Here is a 21,078-nt window from a genome sequence, read left to right on the forward strand (position 1 = left end):
ACAGGCGTGCACAGCTTCTCGCATCGTTAGGTCGGTTGACAACCCGTACTACGGGTTGCACTCTTGTCTGCGTCACCCGTACTACGGGTGGTCTAGCAACCCGCAGGATCGGCCTTCGGGTGCCAGAGAAGAGGAGATCCAAGAAGTGGCAAGCCTTCCGATCGACACCGCGAAGTACACGGGGATCATCTGCGCCGTTCCCCCGGCTCCGCGGGTCGCCAACCGTGAGACTGGTCAGCTCCGTGTTGACCGCGAGACCGGCAAGACCATGTATCAAGTCGGGCTCTGCCTGATGGCCGGGTCGTCGGCGGACGTCGTGAACGTGAGCGTGGCTGGTGAACCGAGCGGTGTGCAGCTCGGCATGCCGGTGGCCGTGCGGGACCTGGTCGCCACGCCGTGGGAGAACGAGGGGCGGCACGGGATCGCGTTCCGTGCCGCGGAGATCCGGCCCCTCAACGCTCCCGCGCCGGCGGGTAAGGGGGCTGCACAGTGATGAACCTGGCCTCCTCCACCGCGTCGGCCGGTTCGCCCGGGCCGAGTTGGGTTCTGGTGGTGGCCGCAGTGCTGGTGTTGGGCCTGCTTCTCGCGGGCCCGGCCCTGCGCCGCCGTTACCCCGTCGCCTGGTGGCTGTTAGTCGGCTTCCCGGTCGCCGCCTTCCGGGTCATGCAGACCTGGCGGCCCCTGATGGCCGGATGCGGGCTCGCCGTGAGTCGGCGGCCAGCACTGACTGTCGTGGCCGGGCTCGTCGGCAACGGGGCGCCTCCGCCCCAGCCGCGCGTACCGCGTCGCGGGCTCATACGCCCGACCTCCGGCGGGTTCGTGCTGCTGGTCCGGCTGCTACCCGGCCAGGTGCCCGAGGACTTCGTCAAGGCTGCGCCCGCCATGGCGGAGGACTGGCAGGTTCACGCGGTACGGGTGACCTCCTGGAAGCCGGGAGTCGTACGGATCGTCGCGTCGGCTGCTGACCCGTTGGCCGCTCCTCGGATACCGAAGCAGCGGGGCCCTGGCCATCTGCTTCGGGTGACCGTGGGCGCGCTTGAGACCGGGGCCGCGTGGGTGCTCGACCTGCGGCGGGTGCCGCACTGGCTGATCGTGGGGGCCACCCGGTCCGGGAAGTCGACGCTGATCAACGCCCTCGTCGCGGGGCTGGCTCCGCAGCCCGTCGCCCTCGTCGGGATCGACTGCAAGGGCGGCATGGAACTGTCCCTCTACGAACCGCGATTGTCCGCTCTCGCGACCAACCGTGAACAGGCCGTCCGACTGCTGGCCGCGCTAGTAGACCTGACCCTCGACCGCATGACCGTCTGCCGGGCGGCTCGGGTCCGCAACATCTGGGGTCTGCCGGACAAAGAACGTCCGGTTCCCGTCGTCGTGATCGTCGATGAGCTCGCGGAACTGTTCCTCGTCGCGAGCCGGAACGAGAAGGACGAAGCTCAGGCGGCCGGCACGGCGCTGATCCGACTGGCTCAACTCGGCGCGGCCCTCGGGGTGTTCCTCGTCGTCGCCGGCCAACGCGTCGGCTCGGACCTGGGGCCCGGCGTCACCGCACTACGGGCACAGCTCGGCGGCCGGGTGTGCCATCGCGTGGCCGACCCCGGCACGGCAGAAATGGCGCTCGGTGATCTCAATCCCGACGCGCTCAAGGCGGCTCAGGCCATCACCCCGGAACAGGCGGGTACGGCCGTCCTCGCCTCTGGTGACGGCTGGGAGCGGGCCCGTTCGCACCTGATCACGGAGGCAGATGCGGAAGCCGTGGCCGCCGAGTACGCGCACCTGACTCCCGTCCTGTCCGAACTGCACGTCGAAGCGCCGTGAAAGGGGCCTGCCGTGCTCGTGTCCATGTCCGCCGTCCTGCTGCTGGGCCTGTTGATCTGGTTCCTCCTGCGCATCCGCTACCTGCGGTGGGTCGACGCGCTGCTCTGCGGGGCCTTCGGCTTCCTGCTCTCCAAGACGGTGGCCGCGCCGTTCGCTCAGGCCTTCCTCGACGGCCTGAACGGCTTCCTCGGCCAACTCCGCTTCTGAGATGGCCCATTGCCCCGAGAGAGGTACATCCCGTGTCCGACTACGTCATCCGCTCCGGTGACCGTGCCGCGTTCCTGGCCGATCTGCGGGAGCTGATCGACTTCCTGACAGTCAACCCCGCGGTCGTCGTGCCGCGTCATGCATCCGTCGCCGTCCTGGTCGACGCGTCCGACTCCGCCGGTCGGCGAAAGCAAGTGGCGTCCGTCGCTACTCCGCTCGGCGTGCCGACGGAGGATTTCGGCCGCGGCTACTTCGACGCTCGCCGCGAGTTCGGACCGATCGCGTACGTCGTGGTCGAGATCCCGCCTGGGGAGCGGCAGTGATCGCCCGTACGACGGGCTCCCGACGGGGCGCGAAGTCGCCAAACCCGACCCCGTCAGGAACCCACTCCATCCGCCACATGAGCAGTGAAAGGAGCACTCACACTTTGACCAGCGCGCATCATTCGCGCAAATCCCTGCTGCCCGACTGCGAACTCAGGCAGCGAGACTCGGAGGTCTCGACCTGCGCCGGACGGGAACAGGTCGTCCTCATCGGGCTCGACGACACCGAGCAACGCCTGTGTCCCGCGCACGCGGCGGCACTCTGGCTCACGGATCCGACGTTCCGCTTCAGCGCCAAGACTCGGCCCGAGGGGATCTCGGCCGTGATGGCGCATGCGTTCGGCGGTGGGGCTGGTCGCCGATGACCAAGACCCTCACGACGAACGCTGCTGCCCTGGTCGCCAGGGCAGCTGAGGCGGACTTCGCGGCCTGGAGGCGGAACATCGTCCGCCTCGGCGGTTGCACCAACCCGATTCACCTGGTCGGCGCGGCGACTGTCTACGACACGACCACGGGCGCGGCCGTGCTCTCGTACGGGTCGGACGTCTACGGCGGTCGCCTGCTCATCGCGTGTGGCAACCGGCGCGCGACGGTCTGCCCGGCCTGCTCGGCCCTGTACAGAGCGGACACGTACCAACTCATCCGCGCCGGGCTCGTCGGCGGCAAGAACGTCACGGAGGCGGTGAGCGGCTACCCGCGCGTGTTCGTGACGCTCACCGCTCCTGGCTTTGGCCCGGTTCACACGCGGCGGGAACGCGACGGGCGAGTACGGGCCTGTCGTCCCCGTCGGGCGGGGGAGTCGTGTCCCCATGGTCGGCCGACCGGATGCCTGGAGCGTCACTCGACGGACGATCTCCGTCTCGGCGAGCCGCTCTGCCCGCGCTGCTACGACTACGCGGGCGCTGTCCTCTGGCACGCGTTCGCTGGTCGGCTCTGGCATCGGTTCGGGCTGGAGCTGCGGCGGGAGGTTGCACGGCGTGCCGGGTTGTCGCGGACGGAGTTCGGGGAAGTCGCCCGGCTCTCGTACGCGAAGGTCGCCGAGTACCAGCGGCGTGGGTTGGTCCACTTTCATGGCGTGATCCGCCTCGACGGACCGGAGGGGCCCGACTCGTCCCCGCCGAGATGGGCGACCGTGCCGCTGCTGATCGACGCTGTTCGGGAGGTGGCTGGTCGGGTGCGGCTGGCCGCTCCGGGGGCGGATGTCGTGGGCACGCGGGAGCTCCGCTTCGGTACGCAGGTCGACGTACGGCCGGTCACCTCATACAGGTGGAATACGGGGGAGCGGCCTGCCTCCGCGGCGGCCGTGGCGGGCTACATCGCCAAGTACGCCACGAAGGGAGCCGAGTCCGCCGGCGCGGTGGACGGCCGGATCTACCACGCGCGGGACATGGTCATGTTGCCGGTGCGTGCGCATGTGCTGCGCATGATCGGTACGTGCTGGTGGCTCGGCGGTCTGCCGGAGTTCGAGCCGCTCGGGCTGCGTCGTTGGGCTCACATGCTCGGGTACGGCGGGCACTTCTCCACCAAATCACGCCGCTACTCGACGACCCTGACCGTGCTCCGACAGGCTCGTGCCGATCACCGTGCGGAGCAGCAACGGGCTTCCCTCGGCCTGGTCGACGGTCCGACTGTCACGGTCGGCCACTGGAGTTACGCGGGTCGCGGATACTCCCCGGCGGCGGCGCTCCTGGCCGCTTCCGTGCGGGAGGGCGGTGGTCTCCATGGCGCGTGACAGCCGCGGGAAGTCGGCCGAACTGCTCACCGTCCGCCAGGTGCTCGACGAATTGGGCGGCATCTCGCGGCGCACCTTCTACCGCTGGCGGGAACTGCGCCTCGCTCCGCCCTGCATACGGCTCCCGAACGGGGAGCTCCGGGTTCGGCGGGACGTGCTCAACGACTGGTTGGAGGAGCGGGCGGAGGGGGCTGCATCGTGAAGTCGTACAAGGTCGTCATCTGGAAGCTCAGTATCAACCGCTCTGCGAAGAAACCGACGTACCTCGTCCGCTGGTCCGTGGACGGCGAGCCGTTCCACGAGTCACACAAGACGAGGGCGCTGGCCGATCGCTTCCGCGCGAAGCTCCTTCGGGCGGCGGACAAGGGCGAGCCGTTCGACACCGTGACCGGTCTGCCGGACTCGTTGCGGGGCGGCAAAGCGGCCTTGTCGTTCCTGGAGCTGGCGCTCAAGTACATCGATGCCCGGTGGGCGGAGGCCTCGGCGAAGCAGCGGGACAGCATGACCGACGCCTTGGCGACGGTCATTCCCGCGCTGGTCAAACAGATGCGCGGGCGACCTGCTCCGGCTGACCTCAGGCAGGCGCTGCGGTCTTACGTGTTGCCTCCGCCTCGTCGGGAGCGCGAGCGGCCCGAGGAGATCGGATCGGCGGTGAAGTGGATCGAGAAGACTTCGCTGCCGGTTGCGGAACTCCAGGAGATCACCCGTGTGCACGATCTGATCGACGCGCTCACACGGAAGCTCGACGGTAAGCCTGCGGCTACGCAGACCTATCGGCGGCGCCGTGCCGTGGTCTTCAACGCCCTTGAGTACGCGGTGGAGTTGGAGGCGTTGCAGTCGAACCCGATGAGCAGAGTGCGACGCAAGCAGGGGAAGCGGGCCATTCAGGAAGTCGACCGTCGGGTCGTGGTCAACCCTCGGCAGGCAAGGGAGCTGCTGACCGCGCTCACGTACGTGGGCGGCTACGAGCGGGCGAGTGGTCGGCGCCTGCGGGCGTTCTTCGGCTGTCTGTACTACGCGGCCATGCGGCCCGGTGAGGCGCTGGGCCTGCGGCTCTCGGACTGCACACTCCCGGAGAAGGGTTGGGGCCGGATCGACCTGGCGGAGACCCGGCCTACCGCCGGCAAGGCGTGGACCGACTCAGGTGAGGCGCACGACCGGCGGGGTCTGAAGCAGCGTGCGGACGGCGAGGTACGCATCGTGCCGATCCCGCCTCCGCTCGTCCGGATGCTGCAGGACCACGTCAAGGAGTTCGGCACGGCGGAGGACGGCAGGCTGTTCGCGAGCGAGCGGGGCAACGTCGTGGCGGCGTCGTCGTATTCGCGCGCTTGGAAGCAGGCCCGGATGCTGGCCTTCCCGCCCGAACAGGTCGCCTCCGTCATGGCGGTTCGCCCTTATGACCTCCGGCATGCGGGCGTCTCCCAGTGGCTCAACTCGGGAGTTCCCGCCCCGGAGGTGGCGGCTCGTGCTGGCCACTCGGTGGACGTCCTTCTCAAGATCTACGCCAAGTGCATCGACGGCCAGGAGAAAGAGATGAACGACCGGATCCTTAAGAGTCTGGGGGAGGAGGGCGAGGACGACGACACAGGGCCGTGAGGCGGTCCACGCACCCCTCACACGAATGCCCCGGCGATCGCTCCGGGGCATTCTCTGTGCGTGAGGCGAGCACGTCAGTGCAGCAGATCGTCGCGTTCGAGGATCACCAGCTCAACACCGAGTTGGTCGCAGCTGTCCTTGGCGCGCTGTTTGGCCTCGGAATCGATAGGGCTGGTGGCGGCCATCACGTAAACGTCTGAGCGCAGCCGTCTGGCGATGTCCATGTCCTTGTTGATCTGGTTCTCCGTGAACCTTGTGCCGGACATTTTCACTTCGCCGCTGACCAGCTTGCCGTCACAGACGCCGAGTACGTCGGCTTCGCCCTGCGTCCCGTCGGCGAAGAAGAGATCGACCCCTGGCTTGAGGAAAGCGTGGTTGTAGCGACGGGAAAGCGCTCCGATCACCATTAGGTGGGCGATCACACCGCTGTCGTTGGCGAAGTCCACGCGCCCGTCGAGTCGGTAGTGCACGACCAGGCCGCGAGGATCTGGCTCGCGGGTGTAGTTCGTCGAAGTGCCGCACACAGGGCAGCGGGCAACCCCGCGAGCGGTCTCCTGGGAGAACGGCACGAAGCTCTTGATCTTGCACTCGCTGCATGCGGTCTGGAAACCGCGCTCAGCCCAACCAATCCCGGCCAGGCGCTCCAACGCAGTGTGAGCAGACTCGAAGGACCCGTAGCCAAGGCGCTCGGCGCTTTTGAAGACTCGTTCGCTTCGGCCACCGAACTCTTCGGCGAACTCCCTCTGCTCCTCGGTCAGCGGCTGGGCCTTGCTGAACAGCCTCTGCAGCTTCTTCGCGATGTCCTCGCCGCGAGGCGTTGTCAACTGCCGAATCGCCTCGAAGACGTTTGGCTCGCCCAAGGCACCCGTCGCGGCCTCACCCAGCAGTCCCGCGCCGATCGCGCCCTTGTCGGACAGCGGGTGGGAGGTTGTCAGCTCGCCCAATACCGCCTCGTAGGCGGCGGCGAGCGTTGGAATCCGAAGCTCGATCCGCCAGTTCTGCTGGATGCGGTCGGGGATCTGGATGGCTCCGTCGTGCCACTCAGCGCTGTCCGCCACGAGCCTCGCGACCGGCTCGCGTTTCGGCAGGGCGTCTATCGGCCCATCAGAGATGCTGACAAGGGATAGTCCGCCATAGGCCAATTTGGTGGGCACTGGGCTGGTGAAGCGAAGCGCGGTCTTCTCCCCGATCATCGGCACATCGACGAACCCTGGCATGCCATATCGGCGTTCGAACGCAACGAAATCGATCGGGAAGCCGATTAGGTAGGTGAACGGGGCTGACCGCTTCGGCACCTCCTTGCCGAAGGTCATAGAGCGGCGGACCTGGTCCTCCGCAGACGGCTTCAAGCCCATGTGCTGAGCGAACGCGTGCATCGCCTCCACTTCCACGGAGGAGGAAGCAAGCAGCACGTCGGGTGAAAACTGGTCAGGGCGCTGCAAGGCGCCTCTGAGAACTCCCGGCCAAGTCGTCCAGTTGGTGATATCCACAGGCAGCAGGTACATGGGGAATTCCCCGTGGAGGCCCACTGCGCGCAGAGCACGCAGGTTCCAGAAACTCACGCAGCCGTCTAGATCGTTCGCTTCCGACACGAGGAGGATGGCGGTCGGCGAGTCCATGGGGGCCGGCCGAGCGAAATCCTCGTTCATCCAAGCCGTGGTGGCCCCGAGTAGCGTGTGCCGCCAGACCTGTGACTCACCGATCTCGTTTTCGTAGTGGGTCCGTCGGACGGCCATCCCGGCGTCGCGAAATCCTCTCTCCGCCTCGGCTGTCAGGTCGCCTGCGGCGGCTACCTGCCACAGCGGAGCGCCCTCGGGGGCAATGACATAGCCGTTGCTCCCATCGACAGCCGCCGGTAGTCCCAGATCGGCGGGATGGGTCGTGCACCTGGTCACGCCCCCCACATCGATGTGTTCGATCGGCGTGAGATGCATGGTGAACGAGGCAGCCAATGACTTCGCATGACTGGCTGACACATCGACGTTCACCAACCCGTCAACGTGGGCGATCTCGACGATCCGCCGATGATTCGACGCGATGGTGCCGTCCTCTCGGACGGGGATGATCGGCTCGGTCTGACCACCCCACCGCGAGGTCGCTTCTTGCACCGCTCGCCGGAAGCCGTCCTGGCTGCCCTCAGCGATCAGGTAAGCGGCTCGGGCGGGCCGCACTGTGACCTTGAAAAGGGCTGACTGCCCTACGAAACTCACGGTGTCATCGTGCCGCTTTGCCACGTCGTGACACAAATGCTCGTCTGGGCAACGCTCAGCGTTGTCCTCGCCGGGAGCCCTACCCCGAACAGCTCAGGTGTACCTACCGCCCTCGGTCGCTCATCTACGGTCTGGGGAGTCTGCTGACCTGCCAGAAGTCCCGTCAAGATCATTACGTGGCCATTACGTGATCACTGTCATGAAGCTGCTTTCGGCGGCGTCCGCCTGCACATACGCGAAGACCCCGGCCTCAGCGTTTCCGCTGGTGACGGGGTCTTTGGGCACCGTATGAAGGGTGCCCCCGGCAGGATTCGAACCTGCGCACACGGCTCCGGAGGCCGTTGCTCTATCCCCTGAGCTACGGGGGCGTGTCTGGTGCGAGGTGGTGGCTCGCGGCGACGGGTAGAACACTACCAGCTTCGTCGGGGTGATCAGGAACGGGTTTGGCGGGGTGACGCGGGGCCGTGTCCCTCGCGCGGGGTGGAAGTGGGGAAAAGCCGGACGCGGTGGCCGGTCCGCACCTACTCTCGAGTTGTGCCAGGCGCGTCGGGTCGGGTGCTTGTTGTGGACGACAACAAGGTCATCCGGCAGTTGATCAGGGTCAATCTCGAGCTGGAGGGTCTCGAGGTCGTGACCGCGGCCGATGGCGTCGAGTGTCTGGATGTCGTTCATCAGGTGCAGCCCGATGTCGTGACCCTCGATGTGGTCATGCCCCGTCTCGACGGGCTGCGGACCGCCGCCCAGCTGCGTTCCGACCCCCGGACCGCCCACCTTCCCCTCGCCATCGTCAGCGCCTGTACCCAGTACGAGGTCGACAGCGGCCTCGACGTCGGCGTCGACGCCTTCCTCGCCAAGCCCTTCGAGCCCGCCGAACTCGTCCGGCTGGTACGGCAGTTGATGGAGCGAGCCGGTCAGGCCGGGCCCGTCCTCGGGGGCGGAGAGGCCGAGCGCGCCGAGCGCGCCAGTCACGCCGGCGGCTGAGCGCAGGCCAGCCGGCCAGCCGGCCAGTGTGCGGACACTGCTGGGTGCTCAGTGCCGGGCCACCTGCTCACCCCCTGATCTCACGCACCCACCCCACCGTCCACATCCCGGACCCCCGCCCAATTCCGCTCGCCTACCCACCCCCCTCCTCCCATACGCTGGTCCCGTGACCCCCGTCGAGCTCTCCCGTACCGTGCTGCGCGCGGTCCGTCGTGCTGTCGACGACGGGGAGCTGGACGTGGTCGTGCCGGGGAGTGCAAAGGTGACGCCCCCCGGGGCCGGCGGGTGTGGTGACTACGCCACCAACCTGGCCCTTCAGCTCGCCGGCCCCGCCGGGCAGCCCCCGCTGCGGGTCGCCGAGATTCTGCGCAGGCGTCTCGTCCACAGCGACGGCATCCGCGACGTCGTCGTCTCCGGGCCCGGCTTCCTCAACATCAGCCTTCAGGGGAGCGAGAGCCACACCGCCCTAGTCCGGGAGATCCTCGACGCCGGACCGCGGTACGGGCACGCCTTCCGGCCCACCGGACAGGTCACCCAGCTGCACGCCCCCCACGAGGTCCGCGCCGTCGTCGTCATGGACGCCCTCGCCCGCGTCCTGCGCTCCCAGGGCGCCCTCGTCCGCACCAGCTGTGCGGGCAGGCCCGAGCCCGAGTGGGTCCAAGTCCTCGGTGCAGACGTCGACGCGTACGGCACTCCCGACGCCCCCGCCCCCCTCCGCGTCAACGTACGTCCCGTGCCCGCGGCCCCCGCCGACCCCGTCCCCCTCGGCACGGACGCCGGGCGCTGGGCCCTGCTCCACCCCGCCCCCCACGACCGCCCCCGCATCACCGCCGACCACCTGGTCCAGCGCGAGAGCAACCCTCTCTTCCGCGTTCGCTACGCCCACGCCCGCACCCGGGCCCTGCGCCGCAACGCCGCCGACCAGGGCTTCCACGCCGAGCCCGGGGACACGGGGGTGCCGGGGCAGGTGGGTGCCGAGTTCGGTGGCGCGCGGGGCGCCGGGGCCGCCGTAAAGCCCATGGTGGATGGGTCGGACACCCGGCCCCTCCAGGCCGCCCTCGCCGACCACCCCCGCATCCTCCAAACCGTCGCCGCCCACCACACCCCCGACCGGCTCGCCCGGCATCTCGTCACCGTCGCCGATGCCGCGCTCCCCTTCCTCGTCACCGTCCTTCCGCGCGGCGCGGAGAAACCCTCGGCCGCCCACCGTGCCCGGCTCGCGCTTGCCGAAGCCGTCGGGGCGGTGCTGGCCGGTGGCCTCACCCTGCTCGGCATCGACGCACCCGAACACCTCTGAAAGACGACAAAGATGAGCCGTTCCGCACACCCCGCCGGGCCCCGCCACGCCGACGTCCTGCCCGAGGGCCACTACTCCGCACCGCCCGCCGACCTCAACACCCTCGACCCCAAGGTCTGGGCCCAGACCGTCACCCGGGACGAGCACGGGGTCGTCACCGTCGGCGGTATCGACGTCAAGGCCCTCGCAGAGGAGCACGGCACGCCCGCGTACGTCGTCGACGAGGCCGACTTCCGGGCACGCGCGCGTGCGTGGCGCAGCGCTTTCGGGACCGACGCCGACGTTTTCTACGCCGGCAAGGCGTTCCTCTCCCGGGCCGTCGTGCGCTGGCTGCACGAAGAGGGGCTCAACCTGGACGTGTGCTCCGGCGGCGAGCTCGCCACCGCCCTGTCCGCCGGCATGCCCGCCGACCGCATTGCCTTCCACGGCAACAACAAGTCGACCGAGGAGATCGAGAGGGCCATCCGCGAAGGGGTCGGACGGATCGTGCTCGACTCCTTCCAGGAGATCGTCCGGGTCGCCCACATCGCGCGCGAGCTCGGTAAGCGGCAGCACGTCCAGATCCGGATCACCGTCGGCGTCGAGGCGCACACCCACGAGTTCATCGCCACCGCCCACGAGGACCAGAAGTTCGGCATCCCGCTGGCCGGCGGACAGGCCGCCGAGGCGGTGCGGCGGGCGCTCCAGCTCGACTCGCTCGAACTCATCGGGATCCACTCCCACATCGGGTCGCAGATCTTCGACATGTCCGGCTTCGAGGTCGCCGCGCACCGCGTGGTCGGGCTGCTCAAGGACGTCCGTGACGAGCACGGTGTCGAGCTGCCCGAGATCGACCTCGGCGGCGGCCTCGGCATCGCCTACACCTCCGACGACGACCCGCGCGAACCGCACGAGATCGCCAAGGCCCTCACCGAGATCGTGACGAGGGAGTGCGAGGCCGCCAAGCTGCGGACCCCGCGCATCTCCGTCGAGCCCGGGCGCGCCATCGTCGGGCCCACCGCCTTCACGCTCTACCAGGTCGGCACCATCAAGCCCCTCGACGGGCTGCGCACCTATGTCTCCGTCGACGGCGGGATGTCGGACAACATCCGCACCGCGCTCTACGACGCCGAGTACACCGTCGCCCTGGTCTCCAGGACCTCCGACGCCGCGCCCATGCTCTCCCGGGTCGTCGGCAAGCACTGCGAGAGCGGGGACATCGTGGTCAAGGACGCGTTCCTGCCGGCCGACCTGGCACCGGGTGACCTCGTCGCCGTACCGGCGACGGGTGCCTACTGCCGGTCCATGGCCAGCAATTACAACCACGTCCTGCGCCCGCCGGTCGTCGCCGTCAGCGACGGTGAGTCCCGGGTCATCGTCCGCCGCGAGACGGAGGAGGACCTGCTGCGGCTCGACGTCGGCTGAGCGCGGGAACCCGCAAAGGAAGATCTACGGTCTTCCACCCCCGTACAAATGAAATAGATGTCTCATATTCCGGACGAGGGGCAGAAACTCCCGTCCGGTGAGTGAGACTGGTCCCACCGTGACGGTATGAGGAAACGAGGTCGGATGATGCGTACGCGTCCGCTGAAAGTGGCGCTGCTGGGCTGTGGAGTGGTCGGCTCAGAGGTGGCGCGCATCATGACGACGCACGCTGACGACCTCGCCGCGCGGATCGGGGCCCCGGTGGAGCTCGCGGGGGTCGCGGTACGGCGGCCCTCCAAGGTCCGTGAGGGCATCCCGCAGGAACTCGTCACCAGCGACGCCACCGCCCTCGTCAAACGCGGGGACATCGACGTCGTGGTGGAGGTCATCGGAGGCATCGAGCCCGCCCGCTCCCTCATCACCACCGCCTTCGAGCACGGGGCCTCCGTCGTCTCCGCCAACAAGGCCCTCCTCGCCCAGGACGGGGCCGCTCTCCACGCCGCCGCCGACCAGCACGGCAAGGACCTCTACTACGAGGCCGCCGTCGCCGGTGCCATCCCGCTGATCCGCCCGCTGCGCGAGTCCCTCGCCGGCGACAAGGTCAACCGCGTGCTGGGGATCGTCAACGGCACGACCAACTTCATCCTCGACAAGATGGACTCCACGGGCGCCGGTTACCAGGAGGCCCTCGACGAGGCCACCGCCCTCGGGTACGCGGAAGCCGACCCGACCGCCGACGTCGAGGGGTTCGACGCCGCCGCCAAGGCCGCCATCCTCGCCGGGATCGCCTTCCACACGCGGGTGCGTCTCGACGACGTCTACCGCGAGGGCATGACCGAGGTGACCGCCGCCGACTTCGCCTCCGCGAAGGAGATGGGCTGCACCATCAAGCTGCTCGCCATCTGCGAGCGCGCCGAGGACGGCCGGTCCGTCACCGCGCGCGTGCATCCCGCGATGATCCCGCTCACCCACCCGCTCGCGTCCGTCCGCGGCGCGTACAACGCCGTGTTCGTCGAGTCCGACGCCTCCGGCCAGCTCATGTTCTACGGCCCGGGCGCGGGCGGCGCCCCCACCGCCTCCGCCGTCCTCGGCGACCTCGTCGCCGTCTGCCGCAACCGCCTCAGCGGGACCACGGGCCCTGGCGAGTCCGCGTATGCCGCCCTGCCCGTCGAGGGCATGGGCGAGGTCGTCACGCGCTACCACATCAGCCTGGACGTGGCGGACAAACCGGGTGTTCTCGCCCAGGTGGCCACCGTGTTCGCCGAGCACGGGGTGTCCATCGATACCGTTCGGCAGCAGGGGAAGGACGGCGAGGCGTCCCTCGTCGTCGTCACGCACCGCGCGTCGGACGCCGCCCTCGGCGGCACCGTCGAGGCGCTGCGCAAGCTCGACACCGTGCGGGGTGTCGCCAGCATCATGCGGGTTGAAGGAGAGTAACCAGCAATGACCCACCAGTGGCGCGGAATCATCGAGGAGTACCGGGACCGGCTGCCCGTCTCCGACACCACGCCGGTCGTGTCGCTCCGCGAGGGCGGCACGCCCCTCGTGCCCGCGCAGGTGCTCTCCGAGCGCACCGGGTGCGAGGTCCACCTCAAGGTGGAGGGCGCGAACCCCACGGGGTCCTTCAAGGACCGCGGCATGACCATGGCCATCACGCGGGCCAAGGAGGAGGGCGCGAAGGCGGTCATCTGCGCCTCCACCGGCAACACCTCGGCGAGCGCCGCCGCCTACGCCGTCCGCGCCGGCATGGTCTGTGCCGTGCTCGTCCCGCGGGGCAAGATCGCGCTCGGCAAGATGGGCCAGGCCCTCGTGCACGGCGCGAAGATCCTCCAGGTCGACGGGAACTTCGACGACTGCCTCACCCTCGCCCGCTCGCTGAGCGACAACTACCCGGTGGCGCTGGTCAATTCGGTCAACCCGGTGCGCATCGAGGGTCAGAAGACGGCCGCCTTCGAGATCGTCGACATGCTCGGCGACGCGCCCGACATCCACGTCCTCCCGGTCGGCAACGCCGGCAACATCACGGCGTACTGGAAGGGCTACACGGAGTACGCCGCCGACGGCGTGGCCGCCAAGAAGCCCCGGATGTGGGGCTTCCAGGCCTCCGGCAGCGCCCCGATCGTGCGCGGCGAGGTCGTCAAGGACCCCTCGACCATCGCCACCGCCATCCGCATCGGCAACCCGGCCTCCTGGAAGTTCGCGCTGGCCGCGCAGGAGGAGTCCGGCGGGTTCATCGACGAGGTGACGGACCGTGAGATCCTGCGCGCCTACCGGCTGTTGGCCGCTCAGGAGGGTGTCTTCGTGGAGCCCGCCTCGGCCGCGTCGGTGGCCGGTCTGCTGAAGGCCGCCGAGCAGGGCAAGGTCGACCCGGGCCAGAAGATCGTGTGCACGGTCACCGGCAACGGCCTCAAGGACCCCGACTGGGCCGTCGCCGGCGCTCCGCAGCCGGTCACCGTCCCGGTCGACGCGGCGACGGCGGCCGAGCGTCTCGGGCTGGCCTGAGGCGGAATCCCGGGTTCGACCGGGGAATCCCCGTAAGGGGTGCACAGGGGGCTTACGACACGCATCGTGCGCCTCCTGTGCGCCCTATGTCGCCACAGAACCTTCCTTCGATAGGCTGTACCGAACCCGCCCGCTGCATATGCCTGAACGCATGGCAGGGAGCCGCGTAGTCTCCGCGGCCTGAGGGTCTCCACGTACCTATCGAACGTCTTCGACAATCACGCAGCTCAAGGAGAGTCATCGAGAGATGGCCGGTCCCGCCTTCCGCGCCGCCGCCGTCCGGGTGCGCGTCCCCGCCACCAGCGCCAACCTCGGCCCGGGCTTCGACACCCTGGGCCTCTCGCTGGGGCTCTACGACGACGTCGTCGTCCGGGTGGCCGACTCCGGGCTGCACATCGACATCGCGGGGGAGGGGAGCGAGACGCTCCCGCGTGACGAAAACCACCTTCTCGTACGCTCCCTGCGCACCGCCTTCGATCTGCTGGGCGGCCAGCCGCGCGGCCTGGAGATCGTCTGCGCCAACCGCATCCCGCACGGACGGGGCCTCGGCTCCTCCTCGGCCGCCATCTGCGCCGGAATCGTCGCCGCGCGTGCCGTGACCATAGGCGGCGAGGCCCGCCTCGACGACACCGCGCTGCTGGAGCTCGCCACCGAGATCGAGGGCCACCCGGACAATGTGGCCCCGTGTCTGCTGGGCGGCTTCACGCTCGCCTGGATGGAGGGCGGCGCCGCCCGGGCGATCAGGCTGGAGCCCCACGATTCCATCGTTCCGGTGGTTTTCGTGCCCGGGAAGCCGGTCCTGACCGAGACCGCGCGCGGACTGCTCCCACGCACCGTGCCGCACGTCGACGCCGCCGCCAACGCGGGCCGTGCCGCGCTGCTCGTCGAGGCCCTCACCCGGCGCCCCGAGCTGCTGCTGCCGGCCACCGAGGACCGTCTCCACCAGGAGTACCGCGCTCCCGCCATGCCGGAGAGCGCCGCACTGGTGGAGCGGCTGCGGGCCGACGGAGTCCCGGCAGTCATCTCAGGAGCGGGCCCGACCGTGCTGGCGCTGGTCGACGCGGACAGCGCCGACAAGGTGGCCCATCTGGCCGGTGAGGGCTGGGCCGCCAACCGGCTCGAACTGGACGACCAGGGGGCGAGCGTGCTCCCGCTCGCGGCCGCCAGTGACATGTGAGATCCGGCGTGTGCCGGATTTCGAGAGGGGGAATGTTTGTTGGATCCGGTAGTGTTAACCTCAAGTCTGCACCCGACCCCACCATGGCGAGGTGCTTCACGTCCCCGTCCGGGACAGACATTCTTCCGGGAGCCTCCCAAGCCGCACTGTGTTTCGTACGACGTACATGGGCAGTACCTCGTACGCGAGCACTGAGCGACTTGCCGGGCACGCTCCGGAACCGGTGCGTCCAAGCCACGTGACACGGACACTCAGTGCCACGGCTCTCGGAAGCGCCGTCACCACATTCCTCCGCCGTTCAGGCGGACCACCGCCCCGGCTCGGTCCACAAGGATGGGACCGACGTCGGACAGCACAAACGGTCGCCGAGCCAGACAGGCCGACGTCCGCTCCAGGGAAGGACCCTTCGTGAGCGACACCACCGATCTGATGGGCGCACGTGTCGAGGAGACCGCTGCCGCGCCCGCCACGGACGCCTCCGCGCCTGCCACCGGTGCCGGCTCCCGGCGGCGCCGCGGTACCGGCCTCGACGGCATGGTGCTGGCCGAGCTGCAGCAGGTCGCATCCGGCCTCGGCATCAGGGGCACCGCGCGTATGCGCAAGAGCCAGCTGATCGAGGTCATCAAGGAGGCGCAGGCGGGAGGTGGTGCCCCGGCCAAGGCCGAGACCGCCGCCGAGACCAAGCCGAAGCGCCGCGCCACCTCCAAGGCTCGTACCGGCGAGGCCGCCGAGAAGAAGGCGGAGGCGAAGGCCGAGGCCCCCGCCGAGCAGGCCGTGGCCCAGCAGCAGATCGAGATTCCCGGCCAGCCGGCCGCCGAGCGCGGGGCGGACGACGCTCCCGCCGAGCGCCGTCGCCGCCGCGCGACCGCCGAGGCCGGCGCCCCCGCGGGCAGCACCGACACGATCGTGGCCGAGGCGAAGACCGAGCCCAAGGCCGAGACGCCCGCACCGGCGCAGCAGCAGGCCGACGCGGGTGACGGCGAGGGCCGTGGCCGCCGCGACCGCCGTGACCGCGGCCGGGACCGCGGGGAGCGCGGCGACCGCCAGGACCGTCAGGACCGCGGTGACCGTCGCAAGAGCGACGACCAGCAGGGCCAGGGCGGTCAGCGCCAGCAGCAGAACCAGCAGCAGGGCGGCCGTCCGGACCGCCAGCAGCGTGACAACGGCCCGCAGGACGACGACGACTTCGAGGGCGGCCGCCGCGGCCGTCGGGGCCGTTACCGGGACCGTCGTGGCCGTCGCGGCCGTGACGAGATCGGTGGCGCGGGCGAGCCGCAGATCAACGAGGACGACGTCCTGATCCCGGTCGCGGGCATCCTGGACATCCTCGACAACTACGCCTTCATCCGTACGTCGGGCTACCTGCCCGGGCCGAACGACGTGTACGTCTCCCTCGCCCAGGTCCGCAAGAACGGCCTGCGCAAGGGCGACCACATCACCGGCGCGGTCCGTCAGCCCAAGGAAGGCGAGCGGCGCGAGAAGTTCAACGCGCTGGTGCGGCTGGACTCCGTCAACGGCATGGCGCCCGAACACGGCCGCGGCCGCCCGGAGTTCAACAAGCTCACCCCGCTGTACCCGCAGGACCGCCTCCGTCTGGAGACGGACCCGGGCGTGCTCACCACCCGCATCATCGACCTCGTGTCGCCGATCGGTAAGGGCCAGCGCGGTCTGATCGTGGCCCCGCCGAAGACCGGCAAGACCATGATCATGCAGGCGATCGCCAACGCGATCACGCACAACAACCCCGAGTGCCACCTGATGGTCGTCCTGGTCGACGAGCGTCCGGAAGAGGTCACCGACATGCAGCGGTCGGTCAAGGGCGAGGTCATCTCCTCGACCTTCGACCGCCCGGCCGAGGACCACACCACGGTCGCCGAGCTCGCCATCGAGCGCGCCAAGCGTCTGGTGGAGCTGGGCCACGACGTCGTCGTGCTGCTCGACTCGATCACGCGTCTGGGCCGTGCGTACAACCTCGCCGCGCCCGCCTCCGGCCGCATCCTGTCCGGTGGTGTCGACTCGACCGCCCTGTACCCGCCGAAGCGCTTCTTCGGTGCGGCCCGCAACATCGAGGACGGCGGCTCGCTGACCATCCTCGCCACCGCGCTGGTGGACACCGGGTCCCGCATGGACGAGGTGATCTTCGAGGAGTTCAAGGGCACCGGCAACGCCGAGCTCAAGCTCGACCGCAAGCTCGCCGACAAGCGGATCTTCCCCGCGGTGGACGTCGACGCGTCCGGCACCCGTAAGGAAGAGATCCTGCTCGCCCCCGACGAGCTCGCGATCGTATGGAAGCTGCGCCGGGTGCTGCACGCCCTCGACCAGCAGCAGGCGGTCGAGCTGCTTCTCGACAAGATGAAGCAGACGAAGTCGAACGCCGAGTTCCTCATGCAGATCCAGAAGACGACGCCCACCCCCGGCAACGGTGACTGAGCGAAGTCTCTGAAAGGGCCGTCCCCCGTTTCGGGGGGCGGCCCTTTTTGGTCTGTCCTGGCGGGATACGATCACGCTCTTCGGTCGCGTTCGCGGTTTCCGAACTTCTGATCCCTAGGGGGGACTTGCATGGGCATATCCATGTCCGGAGGTGCCGGTCGGCACAGACGGCGGCTGTGGATCGCGCTGCCCGTCGCCGTGGCCACCGCGCTGCTGGCCGGCTCGGCGAACGCCGCCACCGTGGCACCCGCCCCGAAGCCGCCGGTCAAGGCCGTCTCCGCCGCGCCCTCGCAGGCCGAGCTGAAGAAGCGGCTGGTGGCCGCCGTGGCCGCCGACGACGGCTCCGGCGCGGTCGTCCGCCCGTCGAGGTCGACGGCGAGCAGCCCGGCCGTCGACGGCACCGTCTCGCCGATGATCATCGGCGGCTCCACGACCACGATCTCCTCGGCGCCCTGGATGGCCCAGCTCTGGTACGTCGACGACCAGGGCACCACGGACACCAGCGACGACACCGGCTTCTTCTGCGGCGGTACCGTCATCGCGCCGACGAAGATCCTCACCGCCGCGCACTGCGTCAAGGGCGCGAACTGGGCCAAGGGCGGTGTCGTGATCACCGGGGCCACCCAGCTGCTCTCCGAGGACGGGGACGTGCACGGCGGTACGGCCACGGGCGTGCTGCGCCAGTGGTACCACCCGTCGTACAACGAGGACACCATCGACAACGACATCGCGGTCCTGACCCTGGCGGCCCCCGTCAAGGCCACCCCGATCCGCATGACGACGTCGACCGACACCGGCTCCTACGACCCCGCCACCACCGGCGCCAAGACCGCCAAGGTCTACGGCTGGGGCCGTACCAGCTCCACCAACGACAACGTCTCCCAGACGCTGAAGACGGCCACGCTGCCCATCAAGTCGGACGCGACCTGCGCCGCGGCCTACGGCTCCTGGTTCATCAAGGGGCACATGACCTGCGCGGGCCCGCCCGCCAGCGGCAGCGACTCCGGTACGACCGCCATCTGCAGCGGCGACTCCGGCGGCCCGCTCGTCGTGAACGGCCGGATCGTCGGCGTGGTCTCCTGGAACGTGACCGACTGCGTGGCCAAGGGTGCCTACAGCGTCTTCACCAAGGTCAGCAAGTACGTCGGCGCGGCCTACCCGCGCATCGACGACACCAACCTGAGCTTCGACCACAAGGCCGACCTGTGGGTGCGCAAGTCCTCCACCAAGGTCGGCTACGAGCTGGACTCCAAGGGCACCACCCTCGCCGCCCCGCAGTCCTGGGGCGACTGGAACGGCGTGAACCTGGTCCGGCAGACCGACCTGAACCGGGACGGCTACCAGGACCTCCTGTACCGCGTCTCGGCCACCGGTGACGTGTACTGGCTGCGGTTCGTCCCGTCGGACACCGGCGGCGCCTGGGCCGACCCGAAGAAGGTCTTCACCGACTGGCGGACCCGCACCCGGATCGTCACCCCCGGCGATGTCACCGGCGACTACAAGCCCGACCTGCTCTCCGTCGACTCCGCGGGCGTCCTGTGGATCTACCCCGGCAAGGGCGACGGCAGCTTCGCCGCCCGGGTCAGGGTCGGCGGCGGCTGGAGCCAGTACAACCAGCTGCTGGGCCACGGCGACTTCACCGGCGACGGCAAGGCGGACCTGCTGGCCCGCAACAAGAGCACCGGCGACCTCTACCTGTACAAGGGCACCGGCAAGTCCGGCACCGGCGTCTTCGCGGCCCGGGTCAAGGTGCGCAGCAACTGGAGCGGCTACAACGCCTTCGACGCCGTCGGTGACATCACCGGCGACGGCAGGGCCGACCTCGTCGCCCGCACCGCCGGCGGCACGCTCTACCTCTACAAGGGCACCGGCAAGGCCACCAGCGAGATCTTTGCCACAAGGGTCACCGTTGGTACCGGTTTCCAGCAGTACGACATCTTTGGCTGAAACCGCTGGTGAGCAAGGCTCACTCTGAGGTTCTGGTGACGCCCTGTGACCGCCGCTGCGCGTGGTGGTCACAGGGCGTTGTGCAACCCTTTCTCGAGTTTCGCCGTCTGACCAGGCGGAGCGACGATGGTGCGGTACGGGTCTTCTGGTGACCACGTCTGACCCTGAAAGCAGGGGGTAACCGACCGGACGAGATGCGAGGAGCACATGTCAGCCGAGAGCACGCCGACACCCGGGACGCCGGGCGGCAAGGGACGTCGCCGCAAACCCCGCAGCAAGAAGCACAAAGGGCTGCTGATCACGGCCTGGGTCGCCGCGGGGATCGTCGTGCTGGGCGGCACCGGCGCCGGCTACCTGTACTTCAAGCTCAACGGCAACATCAAGAGCGTCGACATCGACCAGGTCCTCGGCAGCGCCCGGCCCACGAAGGTCGACAACGGCTCCGAGAACATCCTCGTCCTCGGTTCGGACACCCGCTCCGGCTCCAACAAGAAGCTCGGCGGCGGCACCGACGACGGCAGCGCCCGCTCCGACACCGCGATGGTCGTGCACGTCTACAAGGGCCACAAGAAGGCCAGCGTGGTCTCGATACCGCGCGACACCCTGATCGACCGCCCCGAGTGCACCGACACCGAGGGCGGGACGCACGAACCGGCCAAGGGCGTCATGTTCAACTCGGCCTATACCACCGGTGGCGCGGCCTGCGCGGTCAAGACGGTCGAGTCCATGACCGGCATCCGCATGGACCACTACCTGGAGGTCGACTTCAGCGGCTTCGAGAAGCTGGTCGACGAACTCGGCGGGGTCACGGTCACCACGACCAAGCCCATTAAGGACCCCGACAGCCATCTGAACCTCAAGGCCGGCACCCACGAGCTCACCGGCGCCCAGGCCCTCGGCCTCGTCCGCACCCGGCACGGCGTGGGCGACGGCTCCGACCTCGGCCGCATCCAGCTCCAGCAGGCCTTCATCAAGGCCCTGGTCAAGCAGATCAAGGGCGTCGGCCTCCTGAGCAACCCCAAGAGGCTGTACGACCTCGCGAACACCGCCACCAAGGCCGTCACCACCGACTCCGACCTCGGCTCGGTCAACTCCCTGGTCTCCTTCGCGAGCGGCCTCAAGGGCATCGGCCCGGGGAACATGACCATGGTCACCATGCCGGTCCAGTACGACCCGGCCAACCCGAACCGCGTCCTCGTCCAGGAGACCAAGGCCAAGCAGATCTGGACGGCCCTGGAGAACGACCGGGCGATCCCGAGGTCGGCCACGGAAGGCAACGCGACGGGCCAGGCCAAGGGTGTCGTCACGTCGTAGGAGCCCACTCGCCGGGTGCTGGGAATAGATCGCCGTGACCCCTCGTTTTGGGGGATGCGGCCAGTCCTGGCAGACTGGTACGTCGGCCCCGGTTCACGCTCCCGCAGCCCGCGGTGGCGACCCGGTGCCCTCCCGAAACTAGG

The 21,078-nt window shown here is 69.2% G+C and carries 18 protein-coding genes and 1 tRNA gene; 17 read left to right on the top strand and 2 right to left on the bottom strand.

The features are described from left to right. Nucleotides 1-145: 145 nt before the first annotated feature. The 8 genes from ACFULQ_RS21300 (at nt 146) to ACFULQ_RS21335 (ending at nt 5,673) form a co-directional block, all read left to right on the top strand. The gene (locus ACFULQ_RS21300; RefSeq protein ID WP_383546211.1) at nt 146-493 is read left to right on the top strand and encodes a hypothetical protein; all 348 of its coding nucleotides are present in this window, start codon (nt 146-148) and stop codon (nt 491-493) included. Then, complete coding sequence (locus ACFULQ_RS21305) at nt 493-1,815, top strand: FtsK/SpoIIIE domain-containing protein (protein ID WP_383546213.1); 1,323 nt, start codon at nt 493-495, stop codon at nt 1,813-1,815. The genes ACFULQ_RS21300 and ACFULQ_RS21305 overlap by 1 nt, the downstream gene beginning before the upstream one ends. 12 nt (nt 1,816-1,827) lie before the next feature. Continuing rightward, nucleotides 1,828-2,022, top strand: coding sequence for a hypothetical protein (locus ACFULQ_RS21310; RefSeq protein ID WP_351561360.1), 195 nt, complete (start codon nt 1,828-1,830; stop codon nt 2,020-2,022). Between the two features lie 32 nt (nt 2,023-2,054). Beyond that, entirely contained in the window at nt 2,055-2,345 is a 291-nt protein-coding gene (locus tag ACFULQ_RS21315; RefSeq protein ID WP_383546215.1) for a hypothetical protein, read from the top strand. A 104-nt stretch (nt 2,346-2,449) separates the two neighbouring features. Continuing rightward, nucleotides 2,450-2,710: a hypothetical protein gene (locus ACFULQ_RS21320; protein WP_383546216.1), complete on the top strand. Its 261-nt coding sequence runs from the start codon at nt 2,450-2,452 to the stop codon at nt 2,708-2,710. After that, nucleotides 2,707-4,077 carry a replication initiator gene (locus tag ACFULQ_RS21325; RefSeq protein WP_383546217.1) on the top strand — a complete coding sequence of 457 codons (1,371 nt, stop codon included), beginning with the start codon at nt 2,707-2,709 and terminating at the stop codon, nt 4,075-4,077. Before ACFULQ_RS21320 ends, ACFULQ_RS21325 begins: the two co-directional genes overlap by 4 nt. After that, entirely contained in the window at nt 4,067-4,279 is a 213-nt protein-coding gene (locus tag ACFULQ_RS21330) for a helix-turn-helix domain-containing protein (RefSeq protein ID WP_329267328.1), read from the top strand. Before ACFULQ_RS21325 ends, ACFULQ_RS21330 begins: the two co-directional genes overlap by 11 nt. Beyond that, nucleotides 4,276-5,673 carry a tyrosine-type recombinase/integrase gene (locus ACFULQ_RS21335; RefSeq protein WP_383546219.1) on the top strand — a complete coding sequence of 466 codons (1,398 nt, stop codon included), beginning with the start codon at nt 4,276-4,278 and terminating at the stop codon, nt 5,671-5,673. The genes ACFULQ_RS21330 and ACFULQ_RS21335 overlap by 4 nt, the downstream gene beginning before the upstream one ends. Before the next feature lie 74 nt (nt 5,674-5,747). Here the strand turns inward: ACFULQ_RS21335 and ACFULQ_RS21340 are convergent, their stop codons facing one another. Both ACFULQ_RS21340 and ACFULQ_RS21345 read right to left on the bottom strand, forming a co-directional pair. Further along, nucleotides 5,748-7,883, bottom strand: coding sequence for a hypothetical protein (locus ACFULQ_RS21340; RefSeq protein WP_383546220.1), 2,136 nt, complete (start codon nt 7,881-7,883; stop codon nt 5,748-5,750). A gap of 296 nt (nt 7,884-8,179) precedes the next feature. After that, a tRNA-Arg gene (locus ACFULQ_RS21345) sits at nt 8,180-8,251 on the bottom strand. Between the two features lie 118 nt (nt 8,252-8,369). Here ACFULQ_RS21345 and ACFULQ_RS21350 point away from each other — a divergent pair. The 9 genes from ACFULQ_RS21350 (at nt 8,370) to ACFULQ_RS21390 (ending at nt 20,935) form a co-directional block, all read left to right on the top strand. Further along, a complete protein-coding gene (locus ACFULQ_RS21350) occupies nt 8,370-8,864 on the top strand; it encodes a response regulator (RefSeq protein WP_383546222.1) in 495 nt (164 codons plus the stop codon). Nucleotides 8,865-9,030: 166 nt separating this feature from the next. Then, a complete protein-coding gene (gene nrtL / locus ACFULQ_RS21355) occupies nt 9,031-10,161 on the top strand; it encodes an ArgS-related anticodon-binding protein NrtL (RefSeq protein WP_383546223.1) in 1,131 nt (376 codons plus the stop codon). 12 nt (nt 10,162-10,173) lie between these two features. Next, entirely contained in the window at nt 10,174-11,565 is a 1,392-nt protein-coding gene (gene lysA / locus ACFULQ_RS21360; protein ID WP_383546225.1) for a diaminopimelate decarboxylase, read from the top strand. Nucleotides 11,566-11,709: 144 nt separating this feature from the next. Next, complete coding sequence (locus tag ACFULQ_RS21365; RefSeq protein ID WP_383546227.1) at nt 11,710-13,002, top strand: homoserine dehydrogenase; 1,293 nt, start codon at nt 11,710-11,712, stop codon at nt 13,000-13,002. A 6-nt stretch (nt 13,003-13,008) separates the two neighbouring features. Next, nucleotides 13,009-14,067, top strand: coding sequence for a threonine synthase (gene thrC, locus ACFULQ_RS21370; RefSeq protein ID WP_383546229.1), 1,059 nt, complete (start codon nt 13,009-13,011; stop codon nt 14,065-14,067). A 247-nt stretch (nt 14,068-14,314) separates the two neighbouring features. Further along, nucleotides 14,315-15,244: a homoserine kinase gene (thrB, locus tag ACFULQ_RS21375; protein ID WP_383546231.1), complete on the top strand. Its 930-nt coding sequence runs from the start codon at nt 14,315-14,317 to the stop codon at nt 15,242-15,244. Between the two features lie 408 nt (nt 15,245-15,652). After that, nucleotides 15,653-17,674, top strand: coding sequence for a transcription termination factor Rho (rho, locus tag ACFULQ_RS21380; RefSeq protein ID WP_383546233.1), 2,022 nt, complete (start codon nt 15,653-15,655; stop codon nt 17,672-17,674). A 141-nt stretch (nt 17,675-17,815) separates the two neighbouring features. After that, nucleotides 17,816-19,621 carry a trypsin-like serine protease gene (locus ACFULQ_RS21385; RefSeq protein ID WP_383546297.1) on the top strand — a complete coding sequence of 602 codons (1,806 nt, stop codon included), beginning with the start codon at nt 17,816-17,818 and terminating at the stop codon, nt 19,619-19,621. A 207-nt stretch (nt 19,622-19,828) separates the two neighbouring features. Then, nucleotides 19,829-20,935: an LCP family protein gene (locus ACFULQ_RS21390; protein WP_383546234.1), complete on the top strand. Its 1,107-nt coding sequence runs from the start codon at nt 19,829-19,831 to the stop codon at nt 20,933-20,935. The last annotated feature ends 143 nt before the right edge of the window (nt 20,936-21,078 follow it).

This window comes from Streptomyces sp. NPDC057253 (genome assembly GCF_042669125.1).
GTDB lineage: Bacteria > Actinomycetota > Actinomycetes > Streptomycetales > Streptomycetaceae > Streptomyces.